An 11599-nucleotide genomic window follows, 5' to 3' on the forward strand; every position below is an offset into this window, starting at 1 on the left:
TTTGATGCAACTGATTCCCTGCCCGTGGTGCGGGCCGCGTGAAGAGGCCGAGTTCCACTACGGCGGCCAGGCCCACGTCGCCTACCCGGAGGACCCGGCCGCACTGTCCGATGAGGACTGGGCGAAGTTCGTCTTCTTCCGCGCCAACCCGAGCGGGCCGCTCGCCGAACGCTGGAGCCACACCGCGGGCTGCCGCCGCTGGTTCAACGCCGTGCGCGACACCCGCACCCACGACCTCCTGGCGGTCTACCGCCTCGACGAGCCGAAGCCGGTGATCCCGTGACCCGACTTTCCGGCGTCCCGCTCAAGTTCACCTTCGACGACCGCGAACTGACCGGTTTCCTCGGCGACACCCTGGCTTCCGCGTTGCTGGCCAACGGCATCCACCAGGTCGCGACCAGCATCAGGTACGGCCGGCCGCGCGGCATCGTCGCGGCGGGTGTCGAGGACTCGAACGCCCTGGTGCAGATCGAAGCGCCGTTCCCGGAGCCGATGCTGAGCGCGACCACCGTCGAGCTGTACGACGGCCTGGTCGCCCGCGGCCTGCCCGGTCAAGGCCGCTTGGCGACCGAACCGGACCCGGCGCGCTACGACGCCAAGCACGCTCACTGTGACGTCCTGGTCGTCGGCGCCGGACCCGCCGGTCTGGCCGCCGCCCGCGCCGCCTCTGGTCGTGTCCTGCTGGTGGACGACCAGCCCGACGGCGAGGCTCCGGAGGGTGTCCGGTTCCTCTCGCGGACCACGGCGTTCGGCATCTACGACGACGGGTTCGTGCTGGCCTTGGAGCGCCGGGGCGAGCCCGCGGCTCCCGAACGGATCTCGCGGCAGCGGGTGTGGCGGATCCGGGCTCGGAAGATCGTGCTGGCCACCGGCGCCCACGAGCGGCCGATCGTGTTCCCGGACAACGACCGTCCCGGCATCATGCTCGCCGGTGCCGCACGGACGTACCTGAACCGCTACGGCGTCCTGGCCGGGCAGCGCGTGGTTGTCTTCACCACCAACGACAGCGCGTACGACGCCGCGTCCGACCTGGCGGCGGCCGGGGCCGAGATCGTGCGGATCGTCGACGCTCGTGAGGGCTACGGCGTCATCGGCACCGACGGGGACTCCCACATCACCGCCGCCCACGTCGCGCCGCTGGGGTCGCTGGAGGGGGAGCGGATCCCCTGTGACCTGCTGCTCGTGTCCGGTGGCTGGAACCCGGCCGTCCACCTCTACAGCCAGGCCCGCGGCAAGCTGCGGTACGCGCCGGAGCTGGGTGCGTACGTCCCGGACGGCGACCTGCCGACGGTGAGCGTCGTCGGCGCGGCCGCGGGAGAAGGGCTGCCGGAGGCCAAGATCCTCTGGCAGGTGCCCGCACCGGAGTCCGAAGTGGACACCCGGTTCGTCGACCAGCAACGGGACGCGACCGTCTCGGACGTCCTGCGGGCCACCGGCGCCGGGTTGCGCTCGCTGGAGCACATCAAGCGCTACACGACGATCGGGACCGCGCACGACCAGGGCAAGACGTCCGGCCTGCTCGCCGCGGGCATCACCGCCGAGGCGCTCGGTGTCGACCTGTCGACACAGCGGCCCACGACGTTCCGGCCGCCGTACACGCCGGTGTCGTTCGCCGCGCTGGCCGGGCGCAACCGCGGTGAGCTGCACGATCCCGTGCGGGTCACCACGATCCACCCGTGGCACGTCGAGCACGGTGCCGAGTTCGAGAACGTCGGCCAGTGGAAACGGCCGTGGTACTACCCGCAACCCGGCGAATCGATGCACGACGCCGTCCTGCGGGAATGCCGGGCGGCACGCACCGACGTCGCGGTGATGGACGGGTCCACCTTGGGCAAGATCGACGTCCAGGGCCCGGACGCCGGCGCGTTCCTCGACATGCTCTACACGAACATGATGAGCAACCTGCGCGTCGGCCGGATCCGCTACGGCGTGATGTGCGGGGTCGACGGCATGGTGCTCGACGACGGCACGGTCATCCGCGTCGCCGAGGACCGCTTCCTCGTCACCACCACGACCGGCAACGCGGCGATGGTCCTCGAGTGGATGGAGGAGTGGCTGCAGACGGAATGGTCGCACCTCAACGTCTTCGCGACGTCGGTCACCGAACACTGGGCCACGATCCCCCTGGTCGGCCCGCGCTCGCGAGAGGTGCTGGGCACGCTCGCACCGGGTCTTGACGTGTCCAACGACGCCTTCGGGTTCATGACCTGGCACGACGCCGAGGTCGCCGGGATCGCCGCCCGCGTCTGCCGGATCAGCTTCTCCGGCGAGCTGGCCTACGAGATCAACGTCCCCTCGTGGTACGGGCTCACGCTGTGGGAGTCCATAGTGGACGCCGGAGCGACGCCGTACGGCACCGAGACCATGCACGTCCTGCGCGCCGAGAAGGGCTACCCGATCATCGGCCAGGACACCGACGGGACGGTGACACCGCAGGACCTCGGCATGTCCTGGGCGGTGTCCAAGAAGAAGGTGGACTTCCTCGGCAAGCGGTCGTTCGCCCGTACGGAGAACAACCGGCCGGACCGCAAGCAGCTCGTCGGCCTGCTGCCCGTCGATCCGTCGGTGCTGCTGCCGGAGGGTTCGCAGATCATCGAGTCCGAGGTTGTGCCCGAACCGCCGGTGCGGATGCTCGGCCACGTCACCTCCAGCTACCACAGCGCTGCGCTGGAACGGACCTTCGCGCTCGCCTTGGTGCGTTCAGGACGCGAGCGCGTCGGCGAAACGCTGTACGTCCCGGTCGGCGACCAGGTGGTGCCGGTGACCGTGACCGAATCCGTGCTCTTCGACAAGGAAGGAGCCCGCCGTGACGGCTGAAGCGGTCGAAGAACCGTTCCGCACCCAGCTCACCGTGCGCCTCCGCCACGGTCACACCTTGCTCGGCGTCCCCCTGCCCGAGCCGTGCACGTTCACCAGCGGCAACGGCGTGGACCTCTTGTGGATGGGCCCCGACGAGTACCTCGTGCTCGCCGAACCCGGCCGTCAAGCCGAACTGGAAGCGTCACTTTCACGTGAAAGTGACGCGGTGGTCGACGTCTCGGCGCAGCGGGTGACCGTGCAGCTGAGTGGGGCGCACGCGCGGGACGTGCTCGCCCACGGGTGCTCGATCGACCTTGACGAGTCGGTGTCGCCGCCCGGGACCTGCGTGCAGACTTTGTTCGCCCGCACCGGGATCGTGCTCATGGTCCGGGAAGACGGCTTCACGATCCTCGTGCGGCAGTCGTTCTCCGGGTACTTCAAGGCCTGGCTGGCCGACGCGAGTCTGGAGTACGCCTCATGACCTTCACCTTGACGCTCAAGTGTCCGGAACGTTCGGGCATCGTGCACGCCGTCACGACGTTCCTCGTCGGGCAGGGCTGCGACATCGTCGAGCACCAGCAGTTCGACGACGACGTCCGCGGGTCCCTCTTCCTGCGCACGTCGTTCACCGCACCGGACGAGACCACAGTGGACGAATTGCGCCGCGACTTCGCTGTCGTGGCCGGGGGCTTCGGGATGGAGTTCGACCTCTCCGACGGGACGCCGCCGCGGCTGCTGGTCATGGTGTCGAAGTTCGGGCACTGCCTCAACGACCTGCTGTTCCGCTGGCGCGCGGGCAGCCTCGGTGCGGACATCGCGGTGGTCGTGTCCAACCACGAGGACCTGCGGCCGATGGCCGAGGCGGCCGGGGTGCCGTTCGAGCACGTCCCGGTGACGCCGGAGACCAAGGCGGAGGCCGAGCAGCGGCTGCTCGACCTGGTCGGCGAGTACCAGGCCGATCTCGTCGTGCTCGCGCGGTACATGCAGGTGCTGTCCAACGACCTGTGCCTCAAGCTCGAAGGCCGCGCGATCAACATCCACCACTCGTTCCTGCCCGGGTTCAAGGGCGCCAAGCCCTACCACCAGGCCTACGACCGCGGTGTGAAATACGTCGGCGCGACCGCGCACTACGTCACGCCCGACCTCGACGAGGGCCCGATCATCGAGCAGGAGGTCGCGCGGGTCGACCACACGTACTCGCCGCGCGAGCTGGTGACCGTCGGGCGTGACGCCGAGGCGCTCGCCCTGTCCCGCGCGGTGCGCTGGCACTGCGAACGTCGCGTCCTGCTCAACGGCAACAGCACCGTCGTTTTCCGATAGGAGTTCCGCCATGACCGCACCGAAAGTCGTGATCATCGGCGCCGGCATCGTCGGCGCGAACCTGGCCGACGAGCTCACCGCCCGCGGCCGGTCCGACGTCACCGTGCTCGACCAGGGCCCGCTGCCGCGCACCGGCGGGTCGACGTCCCACGCGCCCGGCCTGGTGTTCCAGACCAACGCGTCCAAGACGATGACGCAGTTCGCGAAGTACACCGTCTCGAAGTTCCTCGAGCTGGGCTGCTTCAACCAGGTCGGCGGCATGGAGATCGCGACCACCCCGGCCCGCTGGGAGGACCTCAAGCGCAAGCACGGCTGGGCGACGTCGTGGGGCGTGCCCGGCGAGCTGATCGACGCCGGCGAGTGCGTCCGCCGCTGGCCGCTGCTGGACGGCTCGCAGGTTTTCGGCGCGCTGTACGTGCCGACCGACGGGCTGGCGCTGGCCGCGAAGGCCGTCGGAGTCCTCGCGGAGCGGGCCACCGCGCGGGGCGCTCGCTTCGTTGGGTCCACAAAGGTCACTGACGTGCTGCAGGAAGGCGGGCACGTCACCGGCGTCCGGACCGACCAGGATGACTTCCCGGCGGACGTCGTCGTGTCGTGCGCCGGGTTCTGGGGCCGCGAGATCGGTGCCATGGTCGGGATGGACGTCCCGCTGCTGCCGCTGGCGCACCAGTACGTCAAGACCGGCCGGATCGACGAGCTTGTCGGGCGCAACACCGAAGAGGTCGAAGCGAGCCTGCCGATCCTGCGCCACCAGGACCAGGACCTGTACTTCCGCGAGCACGTCGACCGCATCGGCATCGGCTCCTACGCGCACCGGCCGATGCCGGTCGAGGAGTCCACTTTGGATCCTTCGGTGACCGACAGTGCCATGCCGTCGATGCTGCCGTTCACCGAAGAGGACTTCGCGCCGTCGTGGGAGCAGAGCCAACTGCTGCTGCCCGCGCTGCGGCAGGCGAAGGTCGAGGAGGGCTTCAACGGCATCTTCTCCTTCACCCCGGACGGCCAGTCGCTGGTCGGCGAATCCGCCGACGTCCGCGGGTTCTGGCTCGCCGAAGCGGTTTGGGTGACACACTCCGCGGGCATCGCCAAGGCCGTCGCGGAGCTGCTGGTCGACGGCCGGTCGGAGACCGACCTGCACGAGGTCGACGTCCACCGGTTCGAGGACGTCCAGCTCGCGCCGTCGTACGTGCACGAGACGGCGCAGCAGAACTTCGTCGAGGTCTACGACATCCTGCACCCGTTGCAGCCCAAGCTTTCCCCGCGCGATCTGCGCGTGACGCCGTTCCACGTGCGGCAGCGTGAGCTGGGCGCGGTGTTCCTGGAGGCCGGCGGCTGGGAGCGGCCGCACTGGTTCGAGGCCAACGCGCCGCTGCTGAAGAAGCTGCCGCACGACTGGCTGCCGCCCGCGCGCGACGGCTGGTCCGCGCAGTTCCACTCGCCGATCGCGGCGGCCGAAGCCTGGCACACAAGGAACAAGGTCGCGCTCTACGACATGACCCCGTTGAAGCGGGTGGAAATCTCCGGCCCGGGCGCGCTGGAGTTCCTGCAGTCGCTGACGACCAACCAGCTCGACAAGTCCGTCGGGTCGGTCACCTACACGTTGATGCTGGACGAAGCTGGCGGTGTCCGGAGCGACGTCACGGTGGCCCGGCTTGGCCCGGATCTCTTCCAGGTCGGCATCAACGGCGGCATCGACGTCGACCACTTCCTGAAGCACAAGCCGGACGGCGTCCAGGTCCGCGACACCACGGGTGGAACGTGCTGCATCGGTGTCTGGGGGCCGCTGGCCCGGGACCTCGTGCAGCCGTTGAGCCAGGACGACTTCTCGCACGCCGGGCTGAAGTACTTCCGGGCGCGCCGGGCGCGGATCGCCGGGGTGCCGGTCGTCGCGATGCGACTGTCCTATGTGGGCGAACTCGGCTGGGAGGTCTACACCGGCGCGGACAACGGCCTGCGGTTGTGGGACGCGCTCTGGGCGGCCGGGCAGTCCCTGGGGGTCATCGCCGGCGGGCGCGCGGCGTTCAACAGCCTGCGCCTGGAGAAGGGCTACCGGTTGTGGGGCACCGACATGACCACCGAGCACGACCCGTACGAGGCCGGGGTCGGCTTCGCGGTGCGGCCGGCCAAGGGTGACTTCCTCGGGCGTGACGCGATCGAAGGCCGGAGTGAGGAGACGGCGGCACGGCGGCTGCGGTGCCTCACGATCGACGACGGCCGGACCGTGGTGCTGGGCAAGGAACCGGTGTTCGTCGACGGCGCCCCGGCCGGGTACGTCACGAGCGCGGCGTACGGCTACACGATCGGGAAGCCGATCGCGTACGCCTGGCTCCCGGCGTCGGCGGACGTCGGCAGCGGGGTGGAGATCGAGTACTTCGGCCGCCGGGTCCCGGCGACGGTGGCCGCGGAGCCCCTGTTCGACCCGGCCATGGAACGGATCCGGAGGTGAGTCATGCGTGACCAGATCATGAGCGACTTCCTGAAAGCCCTCGCGTCGCGCGACGCGGCACCCGGCGGCGGAGCGACGGCCGCACTGCACGTCGCGCAGGCCGCGGCCCTGGTGGCCCGCTGTGCCGAGGACCGCGACGTCGTGGCCGAGGCGCAGGCGCTGAGCATGCACGCGCTGCGGCTGGCGGAGCAGGACGCGCACGCGGTCACCATCGTCAGCCGGGCTTCGCGCAACCCGGACGCGCTGCTCGACGCCCGGCGAGGTGCGTGTGTGCCGCCCGCGGACGTGATCGCCGCGGCGGCGGTGGTGCTGGACCTGGTGGAGCGGGTGCCGCCGGAACCTCAGGTGATGACGGACCTCGCGGCCGCGGCCGAAGCGGCTCGCGCGGCCGCGGTGACGGCCCGGGTGAGCATCGAGGCTCAGCTGGCGGGACTGCCGGAAGACACGACGCTGCGGGAAGTCGTCGCGAGCGTCAGCGGAATCCGCGAGCGCGCCGACCGCGTCACCGAAGGGATCCGGTCGGGGGTGGCGCTCAGTCGGTGAAGTCGCCGTTCATCGACTGGGTCCCGGCGCCGTCCCCGCCGCCGCTGCTGCTGGTCTGGAGCCGCCCGTCCACCTTCGCCGTCGCGTTCACCGAGCCGTCCGAGTACTGCATGACGACCTGGTACTCGTGCTTGCCGGTGTGCGCGGGGAAGCTGAACGTGCGGCTCCACGGCAGCTTCACGTTCTTCTCCTCCGTCGTCTTCCCGTCGACGGTGCAGGTCAGCGTGGTGACGACGGCCGTGCCCGAGACGTCGAACGCCAGCCGGTGCGGTTCCTCCGCCACCGACGTCGACCCCGAAGAGGCCGGTGACGGCGTCCCGCCGGTGGTGCCGCTGCAGCCGGCGGCCAGGAAAGCGGCCGCGACCAGCACGGCGGTGCGCTTCATGCGGTAGAGGGTAACGTCGATCACACGGGACCGGTCCCGGCGTTCGGGTGGGTACATCCACAGCAACTCCATGGAACCGGACAAGGAAATTCTCAGGAACGCGGCGTTTGCTGGCAGGGCGAAGACTTGCCGAGGGCTGGGAGCAAGGGCATGAGCGAGTACGACCGGCGGCCGCAGGGCGGCGACTATCCCCACGGCCAAGATCCCTATGGCCAGGATGCGTACGGGCAGCAGTTCTACGGCCAGGGCCAGGGGGAGTATCCGCAGGGCTACTACCAGCCGGGTTACTACCAGCCGCAGCCCCAGGACCAGCCGCGCGACCAGTGGGGCCGCCCGTACCCGCCCCAGTACACCCAGCCGCACGCCCAGCCGCAGTACGGCCGTGAGGGGCACCCTTATGGCTCTTACGGCCATGAGGGTGCCCCTCACGACGCGTACCGCCCTGAAGGTGCCCCTCATGGCTTTTACGGCCAGGAGGGTCCCGGGTACGGCTACCCGCCGGCCGCGTACCAGCCGCCGCCGCGCAAGCGGAGTCCGCTGCGCGCGCTGACCGTGGCCGTCGTCGCGATCGCGCTGGCCGTGGTGGCCGGGCTCGGCATCGGGCACCTGATCTCGGCGAACAGCCCCAGCGCCTCCGGCAACCAGAACTTCGGCTTCTCCGGGCAGCCCAGCGCGTCGGCCACGGTGCTCGACGCCGACGCCGTGGCCGCGAAGGTCAACCCGGCCATCGTCAACATCAACACCGAGCTGGGCCTGCAGGGCGCGGCCGCGGCGGGCACCGGCATCGTGCTGACCGCGGACGGCGAGGTGCTGACGAACAACCACGTCGTGGCCGGCGCGACCAGCATCAAGGTCACCAGCATCGGCACCGGCGACACCTACACCGCGCACGTCGTGGGCTACGACCGCAGCGAGGACGTCGCGGTCATCCAGCTCGAGGACGCCTCCGGGCTGCCGACGGCCGCCATCGGCGACTCGTCGAAGGTCAAGGTCGGCGACCAGATCCTCGGCCTGGGCAACGCGGGCGGCCGCGGCGGCGACCCGGTGCCCGCGCCGGGCACGGTCGCCGCGCTGGACCAGTCGATCACCGCGTCGGACGAGTCCAGCGGGTCGTCCGAGCAGCTCACCGGCCTGATCCAGGTCAAGGCGAACATCGAGTCGGGTGACTCAGGCGGGCCGCTGGTCAACGCGGACGCGCAGGTCATCGGCGTCGACACCGCCGCGTCGACGGGCTACCAGCTCAACGGCCGCCGCAGCGGCGCCGGCGGCCAGGGCTTCGCGATCCCGATCAACCAGGCGGTCGACATCGCGCACCAGATCGTCGCGGGCACCGCGTCGGACAAGATCCACATCGGCAAGACGGCGTTCATCGGCGTCTCGGTGGCGGACGGCCAGGGCGGCGGCGCCCAGGTCCGCGACGTCGTCGCGCGCGGGCCGGCGCAGCAGGCGGGTCTCGCGGCCGGCGACGTCATCACGGCCATCAACGGCCAGGCGATCGACTCGGCGACCACCCTGACGAACGTGATGGACACCCACCACCCGGGCGACCAGCTGACGCTGACGGTGTCGGGCGCCTCCGGGGCTTCGCAGCAGCTGCCGGTGACGGCGGCCGAAGGCCCGGTCGGCTAAGGCTCAGCGCAGGGTCTCGTTCAGTACCTCGCGGTGCGTCTGCTTGGCCGCGAGGTACTTTTCCTGTCCGGCGTCGGTGATCGTCACGAAGATGCCGCGCCGGTCCGCGTCGCACAGCGCGCGCTCGACCAGGCCTTCCTTCTCCAGCCGGGCGACCAGCCGGGAAGTGGCGCTCTGGCTCAGGTGGATCGCGCCGGTGAGGTCGGCCGAGCGGCACTTGAAGTCGCAGGTGGCCAGGCGCTCCAGCGCCTCGAACTCGTTGGCGCCGATCCCGTGGCGCTCCTGCAGACGGCACTCGAGCGTGCTGAACACGGCCGAATAGCGGGCCAGCAGCTCGTGCCACTCCTCGACCAGGCCTTGCTCAGCGACGTCGCTCACGGCGACCAACTTAGCATGCACGGGCATCAGATGCAAACGCATAAGATACTCTTACATAAGATGCTTAGACATTAAATGCGTATGCATGTACTGTCGCCGTCATGAGTTCTTCCGCGTACCTGTCCACCACCTCGACCCGGTGGGACGCGCGCCTCTGGGGTGTCCTGCTCACGGTGTCCATCGTCATCGGGCTCGACGCGCTCGACGTGTCGATGGTCGGCGTCGCCCTGCCCGCCATCCAGGCCGACCTGGGCCTGTCCACCGCCGCGCTGCAATGGGTCGTCAGCGGCTACGTGCTGGGTTACGGCGGGCTGCTGCTGCTCGGCGGGCGCACCGCCGACCTGCTCGGCCGCCGCCGCGTCTTCCTCGTCGCGGTCGCGGTGTTCGCACTGGCCTCGCTGCTCGGCGGCCTCGTCGACGACGGCGCGCTGCTCATCGCGAGCCGGTTCATCAAGGGGCTCGCCGCCGCGTTCACGGCGCCGGCCGCCCTGTCCATCATCACCACGACGTTCCACGAAGGCCCCGCCCGCAACAAGGCGATCAGCATCTTCGCCGTCTTCGGCGCCAGCGGGTACTCCGCCGGGCTGGTCTTCTCGGGGCTGCTGACCGAGGTCGGCTGGCGCTGGACGTTCCTGCTCCCCGCGCCGATCGCCGTCTTCGCGTTCGTCGCCGCCTGGAAGCTGATCCCGTCCTACCGCCGCGAAGAGGGCCGCGGGTACGACTTCCCGGGCGCGATCACCGGCGCTCTCGGCTCGTTGCTGCTGGTGTTCGGCGTCGTCGAAGCCCCGCAGGTCGGCTGGGCCTCGCCGCGCACGCTGATCACGTTCGTGGTCGCCATCGCGCTGCTCACGGCGTTCGTCCTCATCGAGAAGCGCAGCGCACACCCGTTGCTGCGCCTGGGAATCCTGCGCTCGGGCCCGCTGGCCCGCGCCAACCTCGGCGGCGCGCTGTTCTTCGGCGCGTACATCGGCTTCCAGTTCGTCGTGATGCTCTACCTGCAGCGGGTCCTGGGCTGGTCCGCGCTGCAGACCGCGCTCGGGTTCCTGCCGGCGGCGCTGATCGTGGCGTTCGGCTCGCCGCGCATCGAGCCGCTGATCGACCGCGTCGGCACGCCCCGCACGATCTTCGCGGGCGTCGTCGCGCACGTCCTCGGCTACGCGCTGTTCCTGCGGGTCGACGAGCACTCGGGGTACGCGGCCTTCGTCCTGCCCAGCATGGTCCTGCTCGGCATCGGCTTCACGCTGGCGTTCTCGTCGCTCAACATCCAGGGCACGAACGGCATCTCGGACGACGAACAGGGCCTGGCGGGCGGCTTGCTCAACACGTCACTGCAGGTCGGCGGCGCGATCGGCCTCGCGGTCGTGACGGCGGTCCTGACCGCCAACGGCGGCGGTGAGGCGTCACCCGCCGCGCTGCTGACCGGGTTGACGCCGGCGCTGAGCGTGGTCACCGGCATCGCGGTGCTGGGCCTGCTGGTCGCGATTTCCGGCCTGGTGGCCCGGAAGCGCGTGGCCGAGGAGCCGGTCGTCGAGGAGGATCTGCTCGCTCTCGCGGACTGAGGGGGATACGCGGAAGAACCACCATCGCGGGGGATGGTGGTTCTTCCGCGTTTCTTTTCGCGATTTCCGGATCACGCCACCCGCTCGTCCGTGCCGGGCACCTTCGCCGTGGTGATGGCGATGCGGTTCCACGTGTTGCTGGTGAAGATGAGCGCGAGCAGCTGGGCGAGCTCTTCCTCGTCGAACTGGCCGGCGGCTCGCGTGTAGACGTCGTCGGGGACACCGCCCGTCGAGATCAGCGTGACGGCGTCGGTCAGGGCCAGCGCGGCCAGCTCCTGCTCGCTGAAGAAGTTCGCGGCCTCGTGCCACACGGCGATCATGTGCAGCCGCTCCTCGCTCTCGCCGGCCTTCCGGGCGTCCGAGGTGTGGATGTGCAGGCAGTAGGCGCAGCGGTTGAGCTGCGCGGTCCGGATCTGGACCAGCTCCACCAGCGCGGGGTCGAGCCCGGCGCGGGCGGCGGCGTCGAAGCCGATCAGGGCCTTGAAGGCCTTCGGCGCGGTCTTGGCGAAGGTGATGCGGTGCGTCATGAGCAAAATCTAG

At 70.1% G+C, this 11599-nt stretch carries 11 protein-coding genes; 8 read left to right on the plus strand and 3 right to left on the minus strand.

Features of this window, described 5'->3' with window-relative positions; genetic code table 11:
* Positions 1–4: 4 nt before the first annotated feature.
* The 6 genes from ACIOD2_RS12555 to ACIOD2_RS12580 are packed head-to-tail and all read left to right on the plus strand — an operon-like array spanning position 5 to position 7108.
* Positions 5–283 (plus strand): sarcosine oxidase subunit delta, encoded by a 279-nt coding sequence (locus ACIOD2_RS12555; RefSeq protein ID WP_400537084.1) that lies wholly within the window; start codon positions 5–7, stop codon positions 281–283.
* Positions 280–2817 (plus strand): 2Fe-2S iron-sulfur cluster-binding protein, encoded by a 2538-nt coding sequence (locus ACIOD2_RS12560; RefSeq protein ID WP_400537086.1) that lies wholly within the window; start codon positions 280–282, stop codon positions 2815–2817. Before ACIOD2_RS12555 ends, ACIOD2_RS12560 begins: the two co-directional genes overlap by 4 nt.
* Positions 2807–3280 carry a sarcosine oxidase subunit gamma gene (locus ACIOD2_RS12565; protein WP_400537088.1) on the plus strand — a complete coding sequence of 158 codons (474 nt, stop codon included), beginning with the start codon at positions 2807–2809 and terminating at the stop codon, positions 3278–3280. The genes ACIOD2_RS12560 and ACIOD2_RS12565 overlap by 11 nt, the downstream gene beginning before the upstream one ends.
* On the plus strand, positions 3277–4119 hold the full coding sequence (gene purU, locus ACIOD2_RS12570; RefSeq protein ID WP_400537090.1) for a formyltetrahydrofolate deformylase: 843 nt from the start codon (positions 3277–3279) through the stop codon (positions 4117–4119). Before ACIOD2_RS12565 ends, purU begins: the two co-directional genes overlap by 4 nt.
* Before the next feature lie 10 nt (positions 4120–4129).
* Complete coding sequence (locus ACIOD2_RS12575; protein WP_400537092.1) at positions 4130–6565, plus strand: FAD-dependent oxidoreductase; 2436 nt, start codon at positions 4130–4132, stop codon at positions 6563–6565.
* Between the two features lie 3 nt (positions 6566–6568).
* Positions 6569–7108, plus strand: coding sequence for a cyclodeaminase/cyclohydrolase family protein (locus ACIOD2_RS12580; protein ID WP_400537094.1), 540 nt, complete (start codon positions 6569–6571; stop codon positions 7106–7108).
* Here ACIOD2_RS12580 and ACIOD2_RS12585 read toward each other — a convergent pair.
* Positions 7098–7493, minus strand: coding sequence for a hypothetical protein (locus ACIOD2_RS12585; RefSeq protein ID WP_400537096.1), 396 nt, complete (start codon positions 7491–7493; stop codon positions 7098–7100). The genes ACIOD2_RS12580 and ACIOD2_RS12585 overlap by 11 nt on opposite strands.
* 150 nt (positions 7494–7643) lie before the next feature.
* Between ACIOD2_RS12585 and ACIOD2_RS12590 the strand changes: the two genes are divergently transcribed.
* Positions 7644–9122, plus strand: a complete 1479-nt coding sequence (locus ACIOD2_RS12590) for a trypsin-like peptidase domain-containing protein (RefSeq protein ID WP_400537098.1) — start codon at positions 7644–7646, stop codon at positions 9120–9122.
* A gap of 3 nt (positions 9123–9125) precedes the next feature.
* On the opposite strand, the gene ACIOD2_RS12595 is transcribed toward ACIOD2_RS12590, so the two are convergent.
* A complete protein-coding gene (locus ACIOD2_RS12595; RefSeq protein ID WP_400537100.1) occupies positions 9126–9500 on the minus strand; it encodes a MarR family winged helix-turn-helix transcriptional regulator in 375 nt (124 codons plus the stop codon).
* A gap of 101 nt (positions 9501–9601) precedes the next feature.
* Here ACIOD2_RS12595 and ACIOD2_RS12600 point away from each other — a divergent pair, with 101 nt between their 5' ends.
* On the plus strand, positions 9602–11059 hold the full coding sequence (locus ACIOD2_RS12600) for an MFS transporter (RefSeq protein ID WP_400537102.1): 1458 nt from the start codon (positions 9602–9604) through the stop codon (positions 11057–11059).
* Between the two features lie 71 nt (positions 11060–11130).
* On the opposite strand, the gene ACIOD2_RS12605 is transcribed toward ACIOD2_RS12600, so the two are convergent.
* The gene (locus ACIOD2_RS12605) at positions 11131–11586 is read right to left on the minus strand and encodes a carboxymuconolactone decarboxylase family protein (RefSeq protein ID WP_400537104.1); all 456 of its coding nucleotides are present in this window, start codon (positions 11584–11586) and stop codon (positions 11131–11133) included.
* Positions 11587–11599 lie beyond the last annotated feature (13 nt).

The sequence above is a fragment of the Amycolatopsis sp. NPDC088138 genome, assembly GCF_044741685.1.
In the GTDB taxonomy this organism is placed as follows: domain Bacteria; phylum Actinomycetota; class Actinomycetes; order Mycobacteriales; family Pseudonocardiaceae; genus Amycolatopsis.

What these genes read in the sequence shown, in the direction of transcription:
- ACIOD2_RS12555 (WP_400537084.1), top strand. Translation starts at nt 5, where the DNA reads ATGCAACTGATTCCCTGCCCGTGGTGCGGGCCGCGTGAAGAGGCCGAG.
- purU (WP_400537090.1), top strand. Translation starts at nt 3,277, where the DNA reads ATGACCTTCACCTTGACGCTCAAGTGTCCGGAACGTTCGGGCATCGTG.
- ACIOD2_RS12575 (WP_400537092.1), top strand. Translation starts at nt 4,130, where the DNA reads ATGACCGCACCGAAAGTCGTGATCATCGGCGCCGGCATCGTCGGCGCG.
- ACIOD2_RS12580 (WP_400537094.1), top strand. Translation starts at nt 6,569, where the DNA reads ATGCGTGACCAGATCATGAGCGACTTCCTGAAAGCCCTCGCGTCGCGC.
- ACIOD2_RS12585 (WP_400537096.1), bottom strand. Translation starts at nt 7,493, where the DNA reads ATGAAGCGCACCGCCGTGCTGGTCGCGGCCGCTTTCCTGGCCGCCGGC.
- ACIOD2_RS12590 (WP_400537098.1), top strand. Translation starts at nt 7,644, where the DNA reads ATGAGCGAGTACGACCGGCGGCCGCAGGGCGGCGACTATCCCCACGGC.
- ACIOD2_RS12600 (WP_400537102.1), top strand. Translation starts at nt 9,602, where the DNA reads ATGAGTTCTTCCGCGTACCTGTCCACCACCTCGACCCGGTGGGACGCG.
- ACIOD2_RS12605 (WP_400537104.1), bottom strand. Translation starts at nt 11,586, where the DNA reads ATGACGCACCGCATCACCTTCGCCAAGACCGCGCCGAAGGCCTTCAAG.